17 protein-coding genes are annotated in these 21,602 nt (G+C 59.5%); 11 read left to right on the top strand and 6 right to left on the bottom strand.

Going from position 1 to position 21,602, the window contains the following annotated elements; all coding sequences use genetic code 11:
- Positions 1–41: 41 nt before the first annotated feature.
- From AC3WG5_RS10985 to AC3WG5_RS11005, 5 genes are all read left to right on the top strand, one after another.
- Positions 42–1,883, top strand: a complete 1,842-nt coding sequence (locus AC3WG5_RS10985; RefSeq protein ID WP_492568691.1) for a DEAD/DEAH box helicase — start codon at positions 42–44, stop codon at positions 1,881–1,883.
- Entirely contained in the window at positions 1,880–2,308 is a 429-nt protein-coding gene (locus AC3WG5_RS10990; protein WP_492568692.1) for an EcoRII N-terminal effector-binding domain-containing protein, read from the top strand. The genes AC3WG5_RS10985 and AC3WG5_RS10990 overlap by 4 nt, the downstream gene beginning before the upstream one ends.
- Before the next feature lie 10 nt (positions 2,309–2,318).
- Positions 2,319–3,926, top strand: coding sequence for an ATP-binding protein (locus AC3WG5_RS10995; protein ID WP_492568693.1), 1,608 nt, complete (start codon positions 2,319–2,321; stop codon positions 3,924–3,926).
- On the top strand, positions 3,919–4,770 hold the full coding sequence (locus tag AC3WG5_RS11000) for an HNH endonuclease (RefSeq protein WP_492568694.1): 852 nt from the start codon (positions 3,919–3,921) through the stop codon (positions 4,768–4,770). Before AC3WG5_RS10995 ends, AC3WG5_RS11000 begins: the two co-directional genes overlap by 8 nt.
- A 92-nt stretch (positions 4,771–4,862) precedes the next feature.
- Entirely contained in the window at positions 4,863–5,975 is a 1,113-nt protein-coding gene (locus AC3WG5_RS11005) for a hypothetical protein (protein WP_492568695.1), read from the top strand.
- Between the two features lie 75 nt (positions 5,976–6,050).
- Here the strand turns inward: AC3WG5_RS11005 and AC3WG5_RS11010 are convergent, their stop codons facing one another.
- The 4 genes from AC3WG5_RS11010 to dnaA all read right to left on the bottom strand — a co-directional run bounded on the left by AC3WG5_RS11010 (position 6,051) and on the right by dnaA (position 11,708).
- Positions 6,051–6,464, bottom strand: coding sequence for a hypothetical protein (locus AC3WG5_RS11010; RefSeq protein WP_492568696.1), 414 nt, complete (start codon positions 6,462–6,464; stop codon positions 6,051–6,053).
- A 224-nt stretch (positions 6,465–6,688) separates the two neighbouring features.
- Positions 6,689–9,079, bottom strand: a complete 2,391-nt coding sequence (gyrB, locus tag AC3WG5_RS11015) for a DNA topoisomerase (ATP-hydrolyzing) subunit B (RefSeq protein WP_492568697.1) — start codon at positions 9,077–9,079, stop codon at positions 6,689–6,691.
- A gap of 98 nt (positions 9,080–9,177) precedes the next feature.
- Positions 9,178–10,284, bottom strand: a complete 1,107-nt coding sequence (gene dnaN, locus AC3WG5_RS11020) for a DNA polymerase III subunit beta (RefSeq protein WP_008955803.1) — start codon at positions 10,282–10,284, stop codon at positions 9,178–9,180.
- A gap of 23 nt (positions 10,285–10,307) precedes the next feature.
- The gene (gene dnaA / locus AC3WG5_RS11025) at positions 10,308–11,708 is read right to left on the bottom strand and encodes a chromosomal replication initiator protein DnaA (RefSeq protein WP_014085475.1); all 1,401 of its coding nucleotides are present in this window, start codon (positions 11,706–11,708) and stop codon (positions 10,308–10,310) included.
- A 335-nt stretch (positions 11,709–12,043) separates the two neighbouring features.
- Here dnaA and rpmH point away from each other — a divergent pair, with 335 nt between their 5' ends.
- The 5 genes from rpmH to mnmE all read left to right on the top strand — a co-directional run bounded on the left by rpmH (position 12,044) and on the right by mnmE (position 16,067).
- Entirely contained in the window at positions 12,044–12,178 is a 135-nt protein-coding gene (gene rpmH / locus AC3WG5_RS11030) for a 50S ribosomal protein L34 (RefSeq protein ID WP_008955801.1), read from the top strand.
- A 3-nt stretch (positions 12,179–12,181) separates the two neighbouring features.
- On the top strand, positions 12,182–12,544 hold the full coding sequence (gene rnpA, locus AC3WG5_RS11035) for a ribonuclease P protein component (protein ID WP_081455972.1): 363 nt from the start codon (positions 12,182–12,184) through the stop codon (positions 12,542–12,544).
- The gene (gene yidD, locus AC3WG5_RS11040; protein ID WP_008955800.1) at positions 12,520–12,729 is read left to right on the top strand and encodes a membrane protein insertion efficiency factor YidD; all 210 of its coding nucleotides are present in this window, start codon (positions 12,520–12,522) and stop codon (positions 12,727–12,729) included. Before rnpA ends, yidD begins: the two co-directional genes overlap by 25 nt.
- Before the next feature lie 22 nt (positions 12,730–12,751).
- The gene (gene yidC, locus AC3WG5_RS11045; RefSeq protein WP_294866528.1) at positions 12,752–14,404 is read left to right on the top strand and encodes a membrane protein insertase YidC; all 1,653 of its coding nucleotides are present in this window, start codon (positions 12,752–12,754) and stop codon (positions 14,402–14,404) included.
- Positions 14,405–14,714: 310 nt separating this feature from the next.
- Positions 14,715–16,067, top strand: a complete 1,353-nt coding sequence (mnmE, locus tag AC3WG5_RS11050) for a tRNA uridine-5-carboxymethylaminomethyl(34) synthesis GTPase MnmE (protein WP_492568698.1) — start codon at positions 14,715–14,717, stop codon at positions 16,065–16,067.
- Here mnmE and AC3WG5_RS11055 read toward each other — a convergent pair.
- Entirely contained in the window at positions 16,026–18,656 is a 2,631-nt protein-coding gene (locus tag AC3WG5_RS11055) for a sensor domain-containing diguanylate cyclase (protein WP_492568699.1), read from the bottom strand. The two genes, mnmE and AC3WG5_RS11055, sit on opposite strands and share 42 nt — an antisense overlap.
- Positions 18,657–18,923: 267 nt before the next feature.
- Between AC3WG5_RS11055 and glpD the strand changes: the two genes are divergently transcribed.
- Positions 18,924–20,426, top strand: a complete 1,503-nt coding sequence (gene glpD / locus AC3WG5_RS11060; RefSeq protein WP_492568700.1) for a glycerol-3-phosphate dehydrogenase — start codon at positions 18,924–18,926, stop codon at positions 20,424–20,426.
- Between the two features lie 230 nt (positions 20,427–20,656).
- On the opposite strand, the gene ugpQ is transcribed toward glpD, so the two are convergent.
- The gene (gene ugpQ / locus AC3WG5_RS11065) at positions 20,657–21,403 is read right to left on the bottom strand and encodes a glycerophosphodiester phosphodiesterase (protein WP_008955795.1); all 747 of its coding nucleotides are present in this window, start codon (positions 21,401–21,403) and stop codon (positions 20,657–20,659) included.
- Positions 21,404–21,602 lie beyond the last annotated feature (199 nt).

Consider the following 21,602-nt stretch of genomic DNA (forward strand, 5'->3'; position numbering starts at 1 on the left):
TAGGTCCAGATGGAAGCTATGTACACCTAGTCAGTGATTGCATGCCGGCCTACGCTGTAGATGCCATCACTATCTGGGAATGTCAGTTCGAAGGACGAAGCGAGGTCAATGGCAATCCGGTTGCCCGACCAGGGGATGACTTGGTCTTCATGACATTCTCTCGTTTCCCACTTGAGATAGAGCTGGTAATAGAAGGTTCGGTGGAGACAGGCATCTGCCTATATCTTGCCAGCATGATCGATGGGAGCCGAATCCGGCTGGATAGCTCTCCCTCTGACCAAATTATCGTTGGGACCACATGGTACCCAATGGACCAAGAAGTTTACGCTAGCCTAACCGAAGTTTTGGCTGAAAAGGGCATCGTCCTGCCGGGCACGATCAATGTCGGACAACTGGTATGGTTACGCCACATGGCGGATCAGTTGCCTCTCATATTGCAAGATCGATCACTGCTAACGAATGCATCACGGATAGCCCTACCAAGAGTCGACGTATTGGGACTCAATGCCAAGCTGTTCGATTACCAGGAAACTGGGGTTGCTTTTCTTCAGTCCATCGCCAGCGAGTCACTCGGCTGCATCTTGGCCGATGAGATGGGACTAGGCAAAACCTTACAGGTCATCGCTCTTCTTCTGCTCGAAAAACAGTCAGCACGTGGGCCGAACCTTGTGATCTGCCCCGCAACCCTTCTTGAGAACTGGCGCCGAGAAATCCTTCAGTTTGCCCCTGGACTCCAGATTCTAGTGCATGCCGGTGCCCAGCGCTCTGGCACCCCTTTGGCATTTAAGAGGTTTGATATTGTGATTACCTCTTATGAAACAGCCACTCGGGATCAAATAGTCCTGTCTTCCCTTAACTGGAATGTGGTAGTACTCGATGAAGCCCAAAATATCAAAAACCCGGAAGCCCAACGCACTCTGGCCGTAAAGAGTCTAACCCGCCGCGTTTCCTTGCCTGTCACGGGCACTCCCGTGGAAAACCGATTGACGGATCTCTGGTCAATTGCCGACTTTGCCTTACCTGGTCTTCTTGGGAAATGTAGTGACTTCGAAACGTCCTATGATGACAGCCATGAAGATGCAACCCGACTCGCCCCTCTAGTTGCACCCTTTCTGCTACGTCGCCGGGTTGTTGATGTGGCCACTGACCTACCTTCCCGAATTGATGTATTACAAGCCATATCGATGACACGGACCATGGCCGAGCAATATGAGAATATTCGCCAGGCCATTGAAGTGGAATATGGCCGTAGTGGTGCTCTCGTAGCACTGGGCAAGCTGCGGCAATACTGTACTCATCCACAGTTGCTTGGTATCGACTGGCCAGAGCCCGCCAAGGGTATGCCCAAATACATGCGGCTACTGGAAATTCTTGAGGAGATCTTTGCCCGTGGTGAGAAGGCTCTATTATTTACCAGCTACACAGAAATGACCGATCTGTTTATCGCTGACATTCCCAAGCATTTCCAAGGGGTCTGGCATGGCTTTATCGATGGCAGGCAGCCGGTCACCCAACGTCAGCCTCTGGTAGATCGTTTCTCTAAACATAATGGTCCTGGCTTTCTCTCCCTAAATCCGAAGGCAGCTGGCGTTGGCCTAAACATTACCGCAGCTAACCATGTCATTCATTACAACCCTGAATGGAATCCAGCCCTTGAGGACCAGGCATCCGCTCGGGCCTATCGCCGGAAACAAACCCGTCCAGTCACGGTCCACCATCTATTCTTTGCAGACTCGGTGGAAGAGGTGGTGGTAGATCGACTCAAGCTCAAGCGCGGACTGGCCAGCAGTGCCGTCATCGGGCATGAGGGAATATTCGATGTGACAGACATTGCCAGAGCACTACAAATCTCACCTCTTATGAGTAACGGAATTCTAGAATGACCATCCTCAAAAAAATATCCAAAACGCTTAGCGCCAATGATACAGGGGAAACAGGTGCCCATCAAGCCGGGATTCTTATTCCGAAAACACCAAGCGTATTGTCCTTTTTCCCAGAGTTGAACGCCGCGGAAAAGAACCCTCGGATTTCTCTGCATTTTTACGAAGAAGATCGTACCACGAAATGGCAATTTGAATTCATTTATTACAATAACAAAAAATTTGGAGGGACCCGAAATGAATATCGGCTTACTTGGATGACAGAGTATCTCAGAGCCAAGAATGCTAAGGCTGGTGATCAGCTTGAACTTTTGCTGGATAAAGATGGGCGGCGTCATGTTCACCTGACGCGCGCCCAAGACCCCATTGCAGATGGGAATGATGTCCTCAAACTACGTGGTGGTTGGAAAATAATTAACCTGAAATAAATGGCCAAAAATGAAAAAAACTGACAATTTCATCCCATGTGAACCTGACCCTTCACGAGTTATTGAGGGCCTGCGAGATACAGGTTATGAATTTAATACAGCCATTGCGGACATTATCGACAACAGTATTGCTGCCGATGCATATACCGTCAGTATCATGGTAAACATGGACCTCAAAGGAAATATCGTTGTTGGTGTCGCCGACAATGGACGAGGTATGGATCGCGATGGTCTGATAAATGCGATGCGCTACGGCTCAAAAAAGCGCGATGATCCGGCCAGTCTTGGAAAATTTGGCTTAGGACTCAAAACGGCCTCAACAGCATTCTGCCGTAGACTGTCTGTCATTTCATGTCCAAGCAATGGAGGGGAGACTCTAAAAGCCTTCTGGGATCTAGATTTAGTACCCGATCAGGGATGGAGTATCGGACTTGTTCCTCCCACACAGGAAGAGTTGACTCTGTTAGACAGAACCACCTCCGGTGGTTCTGGCACACTGGTTTTGTGGGAAAAAGTTGACCGACTTCTCGGTGACTATCGAAATCAAAGTGGAGCTGCGGCAAAAAAAGCTTTAAAACGGTATACCGACCGCCTACGCTTCCATATCTCCATGGTTTACCAGCGCTTTCTTGACAACAATGATGATCGAGAAAAGACGGTAGAGATTCTCCTTCAAGGTGAGAAAGTGACCGCATGGGATCCTTTCTGCATCTCAGAAAGTGGTGAGCCGATTGCATCCAAGGAGGTAACGCTGGAGCTTGAAAATGGGGGAAAGACTAGCTTTCTTGTAAGGGCTTTTGTCCTACCTCGTAAAGATGAATTTTCTGATTCAGAATTAGCTCGTGATGCCCTGCTTGGTAACGATATGCAAGGCATATTCGTATACCGCCAGAATAGACTCATCCACGGCCCAGACTGGATGCAGATGTACCGAAAAGAGCCACACTTTACCCTGTGCCGTGTAGAACTGTCATTTGACCACTCACTCGATGACGCTTTTCAGGTCGACATCAAGAAATCTCGAATTTTACTAGCAAATGAGATTTACGACTGGTTGCGGGACAAATTCCTTCCTGGTCCGCGACGAGAAGCCGAGCGGCGCTATCGAACAGGGCAAGCAGTAAACGCGGCCGGTGCGGCTGCCTTACTACATGGTCCTTCCAATACGGCTATTCATACCAAAGCTGATGCCCTTAAGACGGCTAATCTTGAAGAGTTTGATCCCCGTACAGGTGAAGGGATCATCCAGAATAAAGAAGGTAAGGCCAAGATCCGGATCAAGCTGGTGGATCCTGATGTTCCGGGTCAAGTCCACATCAAAACAGTCCCCGACATCCTAAATGGTCTATTATTTGAACCTGCCTATATTGCTGGCAACCAAGGCGTGCAGATTAATACAAGTCACCCCTATTACCACAAGGTGTACTTACCCAATCGGCACTCTGGTGTAACTATTCAAGGCTTGGACTCTCTTCTTTGGGCCTTAAGTGCTGCTGAGTTGGGGTGTATTAGTGATGACACCAAGCGGAAGTTCGAAGAAATGCGCTTTGAGGTGTCGCGCTTGCTGCGCCAACTCGTCGATGATATGCCGGATGTAGCGGAAGAGTCTGATGTTTGATGCACAACTTCTTGTAGAACGTCTTGGCTCTCGCTTCGGACTGGAACTGATACAAGGGACTAGATTAAACAAAGGCATCCTAGCTTCCCTGCGTGTCGACGGGATTGATTCACCAAACGGTTTTCGAGTTGACATCATTTCCGGCTGGCGTTCAGTAGATGCTATCTTTGTCCCTGATACCTTCGCAGCAGGGTTGCTTCGTGCCATTTGTGCTTCTTCAACGAGCAAGCGGGCCGAATTCTCCGCACTTGCCGCTACGTTCAGCCAGGTCGGAGTACGTTGCCTACCTAAAGTTGACGGAAGAGAGACTCCCCCTGATAACTTACCAAATGGGAACTGGATGAGCTTTGAGCTCACCTGCTCAAGACTAACAGATCAAACAACCCCCCAAACTGATGCGGAGGATACTAGTGCTGCAGCCTTAGCAATGCTTTTGTCGTTACTTCCTGTCGAGCAAGACTGCGTAGAAAGTCCAATGGCACAAGGTTTGCCTGAGGGTGTACTCATCCGCGTAGAGGTAAATCGTTATGAGCGCAGTCCTGCCAATCGAGCTGCGGCCATTATTGCTCATGGCGCATTTTGCCATGCTTGCGGTTTCGATTTTGGTCAATTTTATGGCCGCCTCGGTGAAGGATTTATCGAAGTGCATCACCGTGTCCCAGTATCTTCTATTGGGGAGGATTACATAATCGACCCAATACGAGATCTTATACCTCTCTGTGCGAACTGCCATCAAATGGTACATCGGCGGAATCCGCCTCTTACACCAGAGCAGCTGCATGAGGAGCTAACCGCACAGGGATTACTTAGAGAAGTAAATAACTTAACAGGAAGTAACCACTGAAACCCTCTCCATCATATCAATATGATATTCAGTGGAAACGGCCAGATCCCTTCCTAAAAAACAAATCAACACTTACATAAATAAAATAAAACATGGCAAAAAATCCTATCACATTGCAATTCTACAACGTAAGTCAATGTGGCCTATTCCCTTTTGGAAAAGCACCTTTATTTGATGGCTTTAGCAAAACTATTGACGAATTTCATCAATGGGTTTCAGCATTGGACTTCGCAAACACAACAACCAATAAAATATCTGAAGAAAATCTTAATGATCTCCTCCAAACCTACTGTTTTGATATTGACTTTGATAAAGCAACTAAGGATTATTTTATTACAACATGGAATCGCATACCAAGCTCAACGGGTGGAGTGCCAGTAGTTAAGTCGGGCAGCAAAGTTGGGGAGGCTCAAGTCTCAGTTTCGGCTCATGAGCCTGACGACATACCAGGGTTTCCAACATATTTTTGGATTATACCAACACGCAATCTCATCGCGACAGTAAAATTTAAGTCACAAGTACTAAACGGCCACAAGAACTTCATCAACTATATGAAAGGGTTTTTACAATGGCATTCAAGTCCTGTAAGCCATAAAATTCAAGAGGATGGAACAATAAAATCGGTCATTACCGATATTAAAGGCCGTGACATCATTGTAATACCTCAGCTTATCTCACAACCTCTTCGAGAGAAGGGGAAAATATCATTCATTGAAAACAATTCTAATAACATCAGAAAATTTTGCGTAAAATCGGTAACTAGCACTACAACTGAAAGAGACAAGTCTACATTAGATACATTAATGAGTTATGTTGGACTCGGCCAGAAAAAACTGAGTCATAACGACATCGCCATGTCCTATTCTGTTGAAACAGCTTTTTCGAAAGCAGAGATTTCTCAACTTATTGCAGACTATGAAGAAAAGACAAGCAAGAATATTGAAATAAACTATGGGTTTATATTCACTGGCCACGCCAACAAAATTCACTGGCTAGGTGATTCCTTGGTAAAATCAACCATTGAAGAGCATAATCTAAAAACCTCTCAAGCCGGCATTTATAATCTTGGCGATTTATCTCAACTCATAATAAAAAACAGGGAAAGCCTATTATCAGCACTTGAAGCACCATTAAGTGATTTTGCTTTGGCTGCCCGAAATGAAAACAATGTCAGTGCGGGGCAGCTTGAAAATGTTGCGATTTAGCACAATAGCTCTTGCCATCTCTATATTATTTGCCGCCAGCGTTTATATGTATGCCCCATCGGTTCCATTTAAGGATCAATGGCCACTATTTGACGCCCTACGGACTACGGCATCTATTATTATCGCAGCCATGGGGGCATGGCTGGCAATACTGTACCCAGAAATATCAAAAAAAACATCGATCAAAGAATTTTCAGCAACAGAAGATGATATTGAAAGCATAAAAAAATTATCACTTCCAATTGTATACGCAACAGTAATTGTGATTGCAATTAGTTTACTTGGCTCACTAAGCTCGCTCATTAAAACAATATCAATTTTAATTAAATATCGAGATATATCACTGAGAATTTCATATGCTTCGCTCAATTTCTTGACAGCTTGGCTTGTATGTATTTTGTTTTCAACATTAGTAGGTCCATTAATTGCAGTTGCGTCACTAAGCGACAGATCAAAGGCCTCTATTTTAATAAGGAAAAAATTTAACATCACAAAAAACGACTAATTTTATCTCTAAATTTTATTAGAAAATAAAGGCCTAGCCATTTCTGGCAGGACCTCCTCATACAAGTGCATGGTTTTTTTACTGAATCAGCAAACGTGTATAAGAAAAAGCCCCAACATTTCTGCTGGGGCTTCGTAACATCTAGCAAATACTAGATTCTTTCATTCTGTGCTGATTTTTTCACAAACTGTGCTGACTCACAGTTTGCTTACACATCAATATTCCGCGCAATCAGGGCATTCCCCTCAATAAAGGCACGTCGCGGCTCTACGTTATCTCCCATGAGGGTCGTGAACACGTCGTCAGCACCCATCACGTCTTCGATCTTCACCTTGAGCAGGCGGCGCACGGTCGGGTCCATAGTGGTTTCCCACAGCTGTTCCGGGTTCATCTCGCCCAGGCCTTTGTAGCGCTGGATGTTCATGCCCTTGCGCACTTCGGCCAGCAGCCAGTCGAGCGCTTCGCCGAAGTCGGCCACCGGCTTGACGGTTTCGCCACGTTTGACGGTGGCGCCTTCGCGCAGCAGGCCCTTGAGCAGGTCGCCGGTCTTGGCCAGTTCGGCGTAGTCGCCAGAGTCGAGGAAGTCCTGGTCGAGCACGGTCACCATCACGTTGCCGTGCAGCTTGCGGGTGATCTTGATCATCCAGCCGTCGTTCTTCTCGTCATGCAGCAGGTCGAGGCGGATGAATTCGGGCGGCAGCGCGGCGCTGAGCACGGCGACGGCGTCGCGGGCGGCATGCTCGGTGTCGAGCGACAGGCGGCCAACGCGCAGCATGGCTTGCAGCACCAGCGGGTCAACCACGCGGCTTTCGCGTTCGATCACGGCGCGGGCGAGCAGGAACTGGCGCGCCACTTCGGCCAACGTGTCGCCGGAGAGGGCGGCTTCGCCTTCGGCCGGCATCAGTTCGGCCTTTTCCAGCGCGAGTTGCAGCAGGTACTGGTCGAGCTCGTAGTCGTCCTTGAGGTAGCGCTCCTGCTTGCCGTGCTTGGCCTTGTACAGCGGCGGCTGGGCGATGTAGATGTGGCCGCGCTCCACCAGCTCGGGCGTCTGGCGATAGAAGAAGGTGAGCAGCAGGGTACGGATGTGGGCGCCGTCCACGTCGGCATCGGTCATGATGATGATGCGGTGGTAGCGCAGCTTGTCCGGGTTGTATTCGTCCTTGCCGATGCCGCAGCCGAGCGCGGTGATCAGCGTGGCGACTTCCTGGCTGGCCAGCATCTTGTCGAAGCGGGCGCGCTCGACGTTGAGAATCTTGCCCTTGAGCGGCAGGATGGCCTGGAACTTGCGGTCGCGGCCTTGCTTGGCGGAGCCGCCGGCGGAGTCACCCTCGACCAGGTAGAGTTCGGACATGGCCGGGTCTTTTTCCTGGCAGTCGGCCAGTTTGCCGGGCAGGCCGAGGCCGTCCATGATGCCCTTGCGGCGGGTGATCTCGCGCGCCTTGCGCGCGGCTTCGCGGGCGCGGGCGGCGTCGACGATCTTGCCGACGATGATCTTGGCGTCGTTGGGGTTTTCCAGCAGGAAGGATTTCAGCGCGTCGCTGATTACTTCGTTGACCACCGGGCCGATCTCACTGGAGACCAGCTTGTCCTTGGTCTGGCTGGAGAATTTCGGGTCCGGCAGTTTGACGGATAGCACGCAGGTCAGGCCTTCGCGCATGTCGTCGCCGGAGGTGTCGACCTTGGCCTTCTTGGCGGTATCGGATTGTTCGATGTAGCCGTTGAGGGTACGGGTCATCACCTGGCGCAGCGCGGTGAGGTGGCTGCCGCCGTCACGCTGCGGGATGTTGTTGGTGAAGCACTGCACCGATTCCTGGTAGGAGTCGTTCCATTGCATTGCCACTTCGACCGTCATGCCTTCCTTTTCGCCGATGGCGTGGAACACCTTGGGGTGCAGGGCGGTCTTGTTGCGGTTCATGTACTCGACGAAGCCGGCCACGCCGCCGGAGAAGGCGAAGTTTTCTTCCTTGCCGGTGCGCTTGTCGATCAGGGTGATGGCCACGCCCTGGTTCAGGAACGAGAGTTCGCGAATGCGCTTGGCGAGGATGTCGAAGTGGAATTCGATCTTGCCGAAGGTTTCTTCGCTGGCGTGGAAGGTGACTTCGGTGCCGCGATAGGTGCTGTGGCCGGTGACGGTGAGCGGTGCCACCGCTTCGCCGCGGCGGAATTCCATTTCGTGCACCTTGCCGTCACGCCAGATTTTCAGGCGCAGCCAGTCGGACAGGGCGTTGACCACGGAGACGCCGACGCCGTGCAGGCCGCCGGAGATCTTGTAGCTGTTGCTGTCGAACTTACCGCCGGCGTGCAGCACGGTCATGATCACTTCGGCGGCGGAGCGGCCTTCTTCCGGGTGGATGTCGGTCGGGATGCCGCGGCCGTTGTCTTCCACCGAGATGGAGTTGTCCGGGTTGATGGTGACCTTGATGGTGTCGGCGTGACCCGCCAGCGCTTCGTCGATGGCGTTGTCCAGCACCTCGAACACCATGTGGTGCAGGCCGGTGCCGTCCGAGGTATCGCCAATGTACATGCCCGGGCGCTTGCGTACGGCATCCAGACCCTTGAGAACCTTGATGCTGTCTGCGCCGTATTCCTGTTCGCTCATAAAACCTTCTCTGTCGTGTGGCAGGTGTCACCGGCGGGGGAGGCCCCCGCCTTCGTCTTCGGCCAACCTGGTGATGCCCGAGGCCGGCCGAAACCGCGTTAGATGCGCATCGGCATCACGATGTACTTGAACTGGCTGTAGTCCGGAATGGTCACCAGCGTGCTGCGGTTGGCGTCGCCGAAGGCCAGCTGCAGCGTTTCGGCCGGCAGGTTGGTGAGCACGTCCAGCAGGTAGTTGATGTTGAAGCCGATCTCCAGCTCGCCGCCGCCGTAGTCGATTTCCAGCTCTTCTTCGGCTTCTTCCTGTTCGCTGTTGGTACACAGAATGGACAGGCTGCCCGGCTTGAGCACCAGGCGCACGCCGCGGAATTTCTCGTTGGCGAGAATGGCGGCGCGCTGCAGAGCGTGCAGGAAGGTGAGCCGGTCGATCAGGAACAGCTTGTCGTTGTCGAGCGGGATGACGCGGTTGTAGTCGGGGAACTTGCCGTCCACCACCTTGCTGATGATGACGGTGGAGCCGAAGGTGAAGCGCACCTGGTTGGCCAGCACCTCGATGGTGATGGGCTCGTCGCTATCCTGCAGCAGCTTGTAGAGCTCGATGATGGTCTTGCGCGGCAGGATCACCTCGGCCTTGGGCAACGAGGTGTCGATTTCGGCGGCGGCGAAGGCCAGGCGGTGGCCGTCGGTGGCCACCAGGCGCACCTGGTTGTCGTCGGTCTGCATCAACAGGCCGTTGAGGTAGTAGCGGATGTCCTGCACTGCCATGCTGTACTGCACCTGCGAGATCAGGCGCTTGAGCTCTTTTTGCGGCAGGCTGAAGGTGGCTTCCGGTGTGCCGTTGACGGACAGCAGCGGGAAGTCTTCGGCCGGCAGCGTCTGCAGGTTGAAGCGGCTCTTGCCGGCTTTCAGCGTCAGGCGGTTGTCCTGCTGCTCCAGCGACACGGTGGAGTTACCGGGGATGGCGCGCAGGATGTCCTGCAGCTTCTTGGCCGAGGTGGTCAGGCGGAACGATTCGCCCGGCAGCGTTTCGGCGCTGGCCGTGGTGATCTGGATTTCCAGGTCGGTGGCCAGAAAGCCCACCGCGCCGTCCTTTTTCTCGATCAGCACGTTGGACAGGATAGGCAGCGTGTGGCGACGCTCGACAATCCCCGTCACCGCCAGCAGCGGTTTCAGCAGGGCATCGCGTTCAGCTTGCAGAATCAGCATGTTCCGGGCTCCCGAAAGTTTTTTTAGTTGCGCAGCATTTGCAGCAGGGTATCGTAATCGTGGCCGATGTCGGCGTCACTGCCGCGCATCTCCGCTATGGTCTTGCAGGCGTGCAGCACCGTGGTGTGGTCGCGCCCGCCGAAAGCGTCGCCGATGTTGGGCAGCGAGAGCTGGGTCAGCTCCTTGGCCAGCGCCATGGCGATCTGGCGCGGCCGGGCGATGTCGCGGCTGCGCTTCTTGCTGTGCATGTCGCCCAGCTTGATCTTGTAGTACTCGGCCACGGTCTTCTGGATGGCGTCCACCGTCACCTGGCGGTTGCCGGCGGCGAGGATGTCCTTGAGCGCTTCCTTGACCAGCTCCAGCGAGATGCTCTGGTTGGTGAAGCGGGCGTAGGCCACCACGCGCTTCAAGGCGCCTTCCAGTTCGCGCACGTTGGAGCGCACGTTCTGGGCGATGAAGAAGGCCACGGTGTGGTCGAGCTTGATGCTGTCGGCCTCGGCCTTCTTCATCAGAATGGCCACGCGCATTTCCAGCTCCGGCGGCTGGATTTCCACCGTCAGCCCCCAGCTGAAGCGCGAGATCAGGCGCTCGTCCATGCCTTCGATCTGCTTGGGGTAGGTGTCGCAGGTCATGATGACCTGCTTGCCGCTTTCCAAGAGGGCGTTGAAGGCATAGAAGAATTCTTCCATGGTGCGGTTCTTGCCCGCGAAGAACTGGATGTCGTCGATCAGCAGCAGGTCGAGCGAGTGGTAGTAGCGCTTGAACTCGTCGAAGGCCTTGTGCTGGTAGGCGCGCATGATGTCGGCCACGTAGCGCTCGGCGTGGATGTAGCGGATCTTGGCCTGCGGGTTCTTCTGGTAGACGTGGTTGCCGATGGCCTGGATCAAGTGGGTTTTACCGAGGCCGACGCCGCCGTACACAAACAGCGGGTTGTAGGCCTGGTCGCCCGGGTTCTCGGCGATCTGCATCGCCGCGGCGCGCGCCAGCTGGTTGCCTTTACCGGTCACCAGGGTGTCGAAGGTGAACGCCGGGTTGAGCCGGGTGCTTTCGTGCCCGCCGCCGATGGCCTTGACCGCCGCCTGCTTGGCCGGGGTGGCCACGGCCGGGGCCGCGCCGCCGGCCGGTGCGCTCTTGCCGCTCGGCGCGGCCGGCTTGGCCGGCACCATCGCCGGGGCGGCATTGGGGCTGCCCAGGCGCAGTTCGACCGGCACCTCGCCCATCAGCTCCACCGCCAGTTCCTCGATGCGACCGAGGAAACGGTCTTTGATGAACTGCATGATGAAGCGGTTGGGCGCCAACAGCTGCACGCCGTCCTCGGTGAGTTCGGCGGCCAGCGGCTTGATCCAGGTGTTGAACTGCTGTGAAGACAGTTCGCCCTCGAGGCGAGCGAGGCACGCAGGCCAGAATTGATCCAGTTCGGTCATTAAGTACACGCAATAAAAAGCAAAAAATCCCGCCGTTGTCCGTTGTCGCGAAGGCGGGAGATACCGCCGTGCCAGGGCCTCGTGGGCGGCGCGGCGGTCAGTGTTCGGCATGGCGCAGAGGCGCATCCTCCCAGCCGGAGCGGCTAACCTTGCCCGCAGGGGGAAGGTTTCTGTTCAATTCTTACGCAGCGGGTGGGGGGCGCTAAGTTTTGACATTCTAATAGTTTTCCGGAAAGTTATCCACAGGGAGAGAAAAAATTAGCGATTGACAAAGCCGGGGTTTTCTTGTGAAATCACGCGTTTATTTCCTCGTTTCGAAATAGGAACACCGAATCATGAAACGCACTTACCAGCCTTCGACCACGCGCCGCAAGCGCACCCACGGCTTCCTCGTACGCTCCAAGACCCGTGGTGGTCGCGCCGTTCTGGCCGCCCGCCGCGCCAAGGGTCGCAAGCGTCTGGCCGTGTAAGTTTTGGCCTTTCGCTTTCGCCGTGCGCACCGGCTGTTGAAAACGGATGAATTTTCATCCGTTTTTAGTTTGCGGCAAGCGCGCAGCAATCCCTATTTTCAGGTATACGCCCGCCCCAACGGCCTTAACCGCCCGCGACTCGGTCTCGTGGTCGGCAAGAAGGTCGCCAAGCGGGCGTATCGCCGTAATTACATCAAGCGCACCGTTCGAGAGTGGTTCCGCCTGAACCAGCAGACGCTCGGCTCCTTCGATTACGTGGTGCGTTCCCGCCTCGTGTTCGACCGCGAGACGCGCACCGAAGCTGTCACGGCGTTGTCCTCACTCTTTGGTAAACTAGCCCGATGTCACGCCTCTTCATCTTCCTGATCCGTTGCTATCAGGTCGCCATCAGCCCGTGGCTCGCGCCGCGCTGCCGCTATGTGCCGACCTGTTCCGGCTACGCGATCGAGGCGGTGAAGAAACATGGCGCCTGCAAAGGCGGCTGGCTGGCTGTTCGGCGTATTTCGCGCTGTCACCCCTGGGGTGGCAGCGGCTACGACCCGGTTCCCTGACCACCTTTCCCGGTAACGAGAGATGGATTCCAAACGACTGATCATTTTCATCGTTCTGTCCATGAGCATCCTGCTGCTCTGGCAGGAGTATTTTGCGCCCAAACCGACCCCGCAGCAGCTGGCCAAGAGCCAGACTACGGCGGGTGCGCCGGGAGCCCCGGCCGCCCCGAGCGCGGCAGCCCAGCCGGCCGATGCCGCCAAGCTGACGTCGGGCCAGCGCATCACGGTCAGCACCGACCTCTACAAGGCGGAGATCGACACCGTGGGGGGTGACCTGCGTCGCCTGGATCTGCTGAAGCACAACGCCGCCGAGGACGCCAGCAAGCCGTTCGAGCTGTTCACCGACAAGGGCGGCCGCGTGTACGTGGCGCAGACCGGTCTGGTGGCTGCCTCCAACCCGGCGCTGCCGACGCACAAGACCGTGTTCACGGCCGAGAAGACCAGCTACCAGATGAACGGCGACAAGCTGGAAGTGAAGCTGACCGCGCCGGAAGCCAACGGCGTCAAGGTAAGCAAGGTGTACACCTTCAAGAAGGGCGCCTACGACATCGACGTGCGTTACGACATCAGCAACAGCGGCAGCGCGCCGGTCGCCCCGACCGCCTACTTCCGCCTGCTGCGCGACGGCCAGAAGCCGGAAGGCGAAGGCCGCTTTGCCAGCACCTTCACCGGCCCGGCGGTGTACACCACCGACGGCAAGTTCCAGAAGGTGTCGTTCGACGATCTGACCAAGGGCAAGGGTGACTACGTCAAGAGCGCCGACAACGGTTGGGTGTCGATGCTGCAGCACTACTTCATGAGCGCCTGGATCATCAAGCCGCTGGGCGGCCAGAGCGTGTGCGCCGCCGGCCAGCCGTGCCGCTTCGAGCTGAAGGGCAGCAACGGCCTGTTCTCGGCCGCCACTCTGGTGGATCTGCCGGCCATCGCGCCGGGTGCCAGCCGCTCGATCACCGTGCCGCTGTACGCCGGTCCGGAAGAGTTCGACATCATCACCAAGGTGGCCGATGGCATGGAGTACGCCAAGGACTACGGCTGGGTGCACATCTTCGCCTCGCCGCTGTTCTGGCTTTTGACCAAGCTGCACGCGCTGGTGAACAACTGGGGCTGGGCAATCATCCTGCTGACGCTGACCGTGAAGGCGCTGTTCTACCCGCTGACCGCCGCCTCGTACCGCTCGATGGGCAAGATGAAGGCGCTGGCGCCGCGTCTGGAACGCCTGAAGGAGCAGTACGGCGACGACCGCATGAAGATGCAGCAGGCGGTGATGGAGATGTACAAGAGCGAGAAGGTCAACCCGCTCGGCGGCTGCCTGCCGATGGTGATCCAGATTCCGGTGTTCATCGGCCTGTACTGGTCGCTGCTGGCTTCGGTCGAGCTGCGCCAGGCGCCGTGGACGCTGTGGATCAACGATCTGGCCCGCCCGGACCCGTTCTACGTGCTGCCGGCGATCATGGCCATCACCATGTTCCTGCAGACCTTCCTGAACCCGCCGCCGGCCGACCCGATGCAGGCAAAGATGATGAAGATCATGCCGCTGGCGTTCTCGGCGATGTTCTTCTTCTTCCCGGCCGGTCTGGTGCTGTACTGGGTGGTGAACAACGTGCTGTCGATCGCCCAGCAGTGGTACATCAACAAGCAGATCGAGAAGGCCAAGAAGCTGGCGCTGCAGTCCTGAGCCGCTTTGCACTCCCGATGACGAGCCCGGCCTTGATGGCCGGGCTTTTTTCCTGGCACGCTGGGCGTGGCCAGCCAGAGAAAAACTTGCCCGAAACGGTCTAAACAAAAGTCTATTTCAGGAGGCGAGCGAGCCCAAGCAGGTTGAGGGCAGCCAGCGCACAGGAACCGGAATGTACACACAGTACATGAGGATTCCGCGCACTGCCGGCGCTCAAGATGCAAAGGCGCAGCCGCCTAATGAAATAGGCTCAGAGACCGTTTCAGCCAGATTTTTCCGTCTTTTCCGCCTTTGCCGCAGGATCGCCACCATGTCGCTTGCCTACACTCCGACCACCATCTGCGCCATCGCCACCGCTCCCGGCCGTGGCGGCGTCGGCGTCATCCGCGTCTCCGGCCGTGGTTTGCTGCCGTTTGCCCAGGCCATCTCGGGCGGCAAGACCCCGCAGCCGCGCTACGCCACCTACAGCGACTTCGTCGCCGCCGACGGCACGGCCATCGACAACGGCCTGATGCTGTACTTCCCCGGCCCGAACTCATTCACCGGCGAGGATGTGCTGGAGCTGCAGGGCCACGGCGGGCCGGTGGTGCTCAACATGCTGCTCTCGCGCTGCCTCGAGCTGGGGGCGCGGCTGGCCGAGCCGGGCGAGTTCACCAAGCGCGCCTTCCTCAACGACAAGCTCGATCTGGCGCAGGCCGAGAGCGTGGCCGACCTGATCGACGCGTCCAGCGAGACCGCGGCGAAGAGTGCGCTCAAATCGCTCAAGGGCGCGTTCTCGCACGAGATCCACCAGCTGGTGGACGAGCTGATCACGCTCAGGATGCTGGTGGAGGCCACGCTCGACTTTCCGGACGAGGAGATCGACTTTCTCGAGGCCGCCGACGCGCGCGGCAAGCTCGGCGGGGTGCGCGCCCGGCTCTCCCAGGTGCAGGCCACGGCGCGCCAGGGCGCGATCCTGCGCGAGGGCATGCACGTGGTGCTGGTGGGGCAGCCCAACGTCGGCAAGTCGTCGCTCTTGAACGCGCTGGCGGGCGACGACGTCGCCATCGTCACCGACATCGCCGGCACCACGCGCGACACGCTGCGCGAGGAGATCGTCATCGACGGCGTGCCGGTGCACGTGATCGATACCGCCGGCCTCAGGGACACCGACGACGTGGTGGAGAAGATCGGCATCGAGCGCACCTGGCAGGCGGTGCAGCGCGCCGACCTGGTGCTGGTGCTGGTGGACAGCCGCGAGGGGGTGGGCGCCGAAGTGAGCGCCATTCTGGCCAAGCTGCCGGAACGCCTGCCGCGCGTGTTCGTGTTCAACAAGGTGGACCTGTCGGGCGAAGTGCCGGGGTTGGCCGAAGAAGACGGCCATCCGGTGGTGCGGCTGTCGGCGCGCACCCTGGCCGGGGTGGAGCTGCTGCGCGCCAAGCTGCTGGAGATGATCGGCTACCGTGGCGCCAGCGAAGGGGTGTTCCTGGCGCGCGAACGCCACCTCGACGCCATCCGCCGTGCCGCCGAGCACCTGGCGCTGGCCGAGACGGTGTGGCAGCAGGTGGAGCTGTTCGCCGAGGAGCTGCGCCTGGCGCAGCACGCGCTGTCGGAAGTGACCGGCGAATTCACCCCGGACGATCTACTCGGGGTGATCTTCAGCCGCTTCTGCATCGGCAAGTAAGCCCCCTCGGCCCGGCGGGCTCCCCGACGCCAGCAGCAACGGGGCACCCGGGGTGCCGGAACGGGACAGCAACTCGGCACGGGCAAGCAGGTGGGCGGGCTCGTTGCCGTCGCCGGGATACACCGCGACGCCGACGCGCAGCGCGATCTCGACACGGTGCTTGCCCAGCATGAACGGATTAGCCAGCCGCGCCAGCAGCGGCTCCACCCGTTCGGCGATGGCGGTGGCGTCCTGCGGCAGGTCGGCCAGCAGGACCGCGAATTCGTCACACCCCAGCCGCGCCACGCAATCCTGCGGGCGCAAGCCATTCTCCAAACGCCGCCCGACCTGGCGCAGCAGCTGCTCGCCGGCTGCTTCGCCGTAGCGCGCGGCAATCGGCTGGAAGCGTTCCAGATCGAGATAGAGCAGCGCGACGCGCTGGCCGTGTGCCTCGGCGCGCGCCATGGCGCGCGATGTCCGGGCCAGCAGCAGGGTGCGGTTGGGCAGACCGGTCAGGGTGTCGCAGTGGGTCTGCTGCCAGGCTGCCTGCTGGCGCTGCCGCTCGGGGCAGATGTCGCTGAACAGTGCGACGTAGTGGCTGGGCCGGCCCTGTTCGTCGGCCAGCACCGAAATCTTCAGCCACTCGGCCTGCACCGTGCCGTTCTTGCGGCAGTTGTTGATCTCGCCCTCCCAATGGCCGTCCTGGCGCAGGCGTTGCCACAGCGTCCGGTAGAAGGCCTCGTCGTGCCAGCCCGAGGCCAGCATGGCGGGGGTATGGCCGACGATCTCGTCGGCGCTGTAGCCGCTGCGCAGGCTGAAGGCGTGGTTGACCGTGACGATGACGCTGTCGAGGTCGGTCACCATGATGCCTTCGCTGGCGGCGTCGAACACCGACTGCGCCAGCCGTTGCGCCGCCTGGCCGGCCAGGAGCGGCGAGACGTCGCTGAATGCCAGCAGCGCCGCGGGTGTCCGGCCCTGGACGTCGCCGCCGAGTGGGCGGGCACTGAGCGACAGCCACTGCGGTTCGGCGCCATGGCTGGCGATGCCGAGCTGTTCGTGCTCGAGCGGGGCCGCGTCGCGCACCGCCGCCAGTCCTTGCGCCTGAGCGGCGGCGAGCGGCGTGCCGTCCGGGTGCACCAGCCAGCGCTCGGGCCGCATCCAGCCCGCCTCGTCGAGCCCCAGCAGGCGCCGCGCCAGCGGGTTGGCGGCGCTCACCGCGCCGTCGGCGTCGATCACGGCGACACCCATGGCCACGCTGTCGAACAGGGCCTGGAGTTGTTCCTCGCAGTGCCGCAGCCGCCGTGCCAGTTCGTGGCGGGAACTGACGTCGTGCACGATGCAATGCAGCAGGTTGCGGCCGTCCAATGGGCCCGGTCCGGTGTATACCTCGACCTGGCGCTGCTCGCCGTTGGCGAGGTGGTGGACGCAGCTGAAGCGGCCGCTCTCGCCGCACAGCGCGCGCTCCATTTCCCGCTGCAGCGCCTCGGCCGGCAGCGTGATCAGCTGCGGCAGGCGCATCCGCGCCAGCACCTCGCGCGGGTAGCCGTAGAACTCGGCGGCGGCGGGGTTGGCGTCGACGATGCGGGCGCCGGCCGGGTCGACCAGCAGCTTGATGGCGGCGTTGTTCTCGAACAGGCCGCTATAACGCGCCTCGCTCTCGTCCAGCGCGTGCTGCTGACGCGCCAGGCGCAACAGCAGCAGCGCGAGGGCCGCGGCGCAGCCGGCCAGCAGCAGCGCCCCCACCGTGCTCTGTTCGCGGCTGGCGGCGATGGTACGCTCGACCGGTGCCAGCACGGCGCGCTCGTCGAAACCGACCACGGCGATCAGCGAGAACACCTCCAGCAGCTGCCAGGCATGGATGCGCGGCACGTGGTCGAGCGTGGAAGTCAGGCGGAAGCTGCCATGCGCGGCGGGAGACGGGCCGCGGAACGGCGCGTTGAAGTCGAACGGCTGCCCCATCGCCTTGTCCTGCAGCCGATTGCGCGCCAGGAAGCGGCCGTCGCTGCGCAACAGCGCCAAGGTGTCGTTCGGCCCCAAGCGCAGCGCGCCGAAACGGTTGATGAAGAAGTCCGGCGCAATCGAGAACACCATCACCCCGGCGAACTTGCCGTCGCGGTACATCGGGCGCGAGAACTGGATGCTCCAGGCCTGGGACACCCGCCCCAGCACCGGCTTGCTGATGTAGATCTGGTCGGTGCGGCTGATGGCATGCACCTTGAAGTGGTCGCGGTCGCCCAGGTAGACGTGCAGCGAGTCGTTCAGGCTGGAGAAGGTCAGGTAGCCGTCGGCGTTGATCACCGCGATCTGGCTCAGCATGCCGGCCGGGAAGGTGGCGATGATCTGCCTGGCGTGCTGCGCCACCTGCTCGGGCGCCACCAGGTATTCCGCGCGCAGGCCCTGCAACGCGAAGTCGACGTTGGCCAGCGCGCCGGCCTGGCTGTCGGCCAGCGCGGCCGCCATCTGCTCGGCGTGCCGGGCGCTCTGCTGCAACGCCTGCGCCCGCAAGACGTCGTGGCTGTGCTCCAGGCGCAGCCAGTAGGCTGGCAGGGCCAGCACGGTGGCCAGCACGACGAGAGCCGCTGCCAGACGCAGGCGGGTAGCATTCCACATGGTGTTGTCGGACTAGGGTCGGGTTAGTGGGCATGAGCCGGAATGGCACCGGGACGCAGCGGGTGCCATGGTGCCCGATATTCTACCGGAAAAACACCGCCTACCATGCCGAATGAGTAGATGCCGAACAAATTTTTACCTGGTTGTGGCATCGGATCGCGGTGGGGCTGGCGACCCATGTGCCGGGCTATAGACCACCGCCGCCCTCCTTGCGCCGGCACCATGTCGTATGCTGAAAGCAGGACAGCCAAACGGGATGGGGCAACGATGCGAGATCATTACGATGTGCTGGTGGTGGGGGGCGGTATCAACGGCTGTGGCATCGCCAACCTGGCGGCCCAGTGCGGGCTCTCGGTGCTGCTGGTGGAACAGGACGACCTGGCGGCGCATACCTCGTCGGCGTCGAGCAAGCTGATCCACGGCGGCCTGCGTTACCTGGAGTACGGCGAGTTCCGCCTGGTGCGCGAGGCGCTGGCGGAGCGCGAGGTGCTGCTGGCGATGGCACCGCACATCATCCGCCCGCTGACCTTCATCCTGCCGCATCACAAGGCGCTGCGCCCAGTGTGGATGATCCGCCTCGGGCTGCTGCTGTACGACCACCTCGGCAGCCGCGAGCAGCTGCCGGCCAGCCAGCGCCTGACGCTGGCGCAGCACCCGGCCGGCGCGCCGCTGCGCCCGCGCTACCATACCGGCTTCAGCTACGCCGATTGCTGGGTCGACGACGCCCGGCTGGTGGTGCTGAACGCGATGCAGGCGCGCGAATACGGCGCCGACGTGCTGACCCGCACCCGCCTGGAAGGCGCCTGCCGCAGCGAGGGGGGCTGGCTGGCGCGCCTGGTGGATTCTTCCGGCGCGCCGCGCACGGTGACGGCAAGCGCACTGGTCAACGCCGCCGGACCGTGGGTGGAACGGGTGCTGGAAACCACCCTGGGCCACGCCGGACGCTCCCGGCTGCGGCTGGTCAAGGGCAGCCACATCGTGGTGCCGCGCTGCTACGAGGGCGAGCACGCCTACCTGCTGCAAAACGGCGACCGCCGCGTGGTGTTCGTGCTGCCGTACGGCGGCGACTACACCCTGATCGGCACCACCGACGTGCCGTTCGACGGCGACCCAGCGACGCTGGCGGCGAGCGCGGAGGAGATCGACTACCTGTGCCGCGTGGTGAACGAGTATTTCGTGCGCCCGATCCGGCCGCAGGATGTGGTGTGGAGCTTTGCCGGGGTGAGGCCGCTGTTCGACGACGGCTCGCCCAGCGCCACGGCGGTGACGCGCGACTACCATCTGGAACTCGACGGCAGCGACGTGCCGCTGTTGTCGGTGTTTGGCGGCAAGCTCACCACGCATCGCCAGCTGGCGCGCGCCGCGCTGACACGGCTGGCCGGCCACTTCGACCTGGAGCTGCCGGACGAGCCGCCCCCGGCGCTGCCCGGCGGCGTCTTGCCGACGCTGACGCTGAGCGCCTACCGGCACCAGCTGGCGCAGCGTTATCCCTGGCTGCCGGCCACCCTGCTGACGGCGCTGCTGCAACGCCACGGCAGCCTGATCGAGCGGCTGCTGCAAGAAGCGACGGCGCTGGCCGACCTCGGCACCGACCATGGCGGCGGCCTGTACCAGCGCGAGGTGGAATACCTGATCAGGGAGGAGTGGGCGCTCCAGCCGGACGACGTGTTGTGGCGCCGCAGCAAGTGCGGGCTGGCGATGAGCGCGGCCGAGCGCCAGGCTTTCGCCGCCGAGTGGGAGAGGCGCTATGCGGGGTTGGGGATGGACTGAAAGTCCGTTCCAGTGGGTGCGCGAGCCAAGGCAGGTTGAGTGCTGGCGGAGCACAGTAACCGGAATGGTCATGCCGTACCTGAGGATTCCGTATCGCCGAGCGAATGACGGCGTGCAAATCTCTCGCTGAGCCAATCGAAGATTGGCACGCAGGGATTTGCTCAGCGATAAATTCGCACGCCGTCCGCCAGCACTCAAGATGCGAAGGCGCCGCCACCTCATGGGATGGGCTAGACCCGGCTTTGCAGTTCTCCCAATCGGTCCGGGCGGTCGGTGCACAGCATGTCGACCCCCCAGGACTGCAGCAGCCGCGCTTCCATGACGTCGTTCACGGTGTAGGCCATGACGGCGTAGCCGGCGCTGTGGATGGATTCGACCAACGCCAGGTTGAGGCTGGCGTGGTGGCAGTGCAGCGCCAGGGCGCCGACGGCGTCAAGCTGGGCGCGCCAGTTGGCCGGCACCGTGTCAAACAGCAGGCCGCGTGGCAACTCCGGTGCCGCGATGCGGGCGGCGTGCAGCGCCTCGGCCGAGAACGACGACAGCAGCGGCGGCACCGCGGCGCGCTGCCATAGCCGCCGCGCCGCGCGGGCGACCACGCGCCCGGTTTCGGCCTCGCGCCCCGGGCAGGGCTTGATCTCGAGGTTGACCTGGATGCCGCCACTGCGGCACAGCGTGGCCAGCTCCTCCAGGAGCGGCAACGCTTCGCCGGCGAAGGCGGCGTGGAAGCGGCTGCCGGCGTCCAGTTCGCGCAGCTGCGCCAACGTCAGCGCGCGGGCCGGGCCGGCACCGTTGGTGGTGCGCTGCAGGGTGTCGTCGTGCAACAGGAACGGCTCGCCGTCGGCCGACAACTTGACGTCGCACTCCACCGCGCGCACCCCCAGCCGTGCCGCGATCAACAAGCCTGCCAGGGTGTTTTCCGGTGCCAGCGCCCCGCCCAGACGATGGGCGAATACCAGCGGATAGGGCCATAACGGCATGGTCACTTCGGTACCTCGATCGGGATGACGGGCGGCATGACAAGCGGCTCCTTGCCGCCCCAACGTGAAAAACGTTGGAATCGATTATGCTTTACGGTCTCGCGTTTTCCCTTAATCGTAAACCCTGCTTTACAGCTCGTGTGACAAAAAGTTACTGTCATCATGGCTTGTGCGGCGCAACAAATAGAAGAAATAGCCC

It is taken from the genome of Pseudogulbenkiania sp. FW507-F1, from assembly GCF_058781125.1.

Coding starts and splice junctions, on each gene's coding strand:
- AC3WG5_RS10985 (WP_492568691.1), top strand. CDS start 42: ATGCCGGCCTACGCTGTAGATGCCATCACTATCTGGGAATGTCAGTTC.
- AC3WG5_RS10990 (WP_492568692.1), top strand. CDS start 1,880: ATGACCATCCTCAAAAAAATATCCAAAACGCTTAGCGCCAATGATACA.
- AC3WG5_RS10995 (WP_492568693.1), top strand. CDS start 2,319: ATGAAAAAAACTGACAATTTCATCCCATGTGAACCTGACCCTTCACGA.
- AC3WG5_RS11000 (WP_492568694.1), top strand. CDS start 3,919: ATGTTTGATGCACAACTTCTTGTAGAACGTCTTGGCTCTCGCTTCGGA.
- AC3WG5_RS11005 (WP_492568695.1), top strand. CDS start 4,863: ATGGCAAAAAATCCTATCACATTGCAATTCTACAACGTAAGTCAATGT.
- AC3WG5_RS11010 (WP_492568696.1), bottom strand. CDS start 6,464: ATGTTAAATTTTTTCCTTATTAAAATAGAGGCCTTTGATCTGTCGCTT.
- gyrB (WP_492568697.1), bottom strand. CDS start 9,079: ATGAGCGAACAGGAATACGGCGCAGACAGCATCAAGGTTCTCAAGGGT.
- dnaN (WP_008955803.1), bottom strand. CDS start 10,284: ATGCTGATTCTGCAAGCTGAACGCGATGCCCTGCTGAAACCGCTGCTG.
- dnaA (WP_014085475.1), bottom strand. CDS start 11,708: ATGACCGAACTGGATCAATTCTGGCCTGCGTGCCTCGCTCGCCTCGAG.
- rpmH (WP_008955801.1), top strand. CDS start 12,044: ATGAAACGCACTTACCAGCCTTCGACCACGCGCCGCAAGCGCACCCAC.
- yidD (WP_008955800.1), top strand. CDS start 12,520: ATGTCACGCCTCTTCATCTTCCTGATCCGTTGCTATCAGGTCGCCATC.
- yidC (WP_294866528.1), top strand. CDS start 12,752: ATGGATTCCAAACGACTGATCATTTTCATCGTTCTGTCCATGAGCATC.
- mnmE (WP_492568698.1), top strand. CDS start 14,715: ATGTCGCTTGCCTACACTCCGACCACCATCTGCGCCATCGCCACCGCT.
- AC3WG5_RS11055 (WP_492568699.1), bottom strand. CDS start 18,656: ATGTGGAATGCTACCCGCCTGCGTCTGGCAGCGGCTCTCGTCGTGCTG.
- glpD (WP_492568700.1), top strand. CDS start 18,924: ATGCGAGATCATTACGATGTGCTGGTGGTGGGGGGCGGTATCAACGGC.
- ugpQ (WP_008955795.1), bottom strand. CDS start 21,403: ATGCCGTTATGGCCCTATCCGCTGGTATTCGCCCATCGTCTGGGCGGG.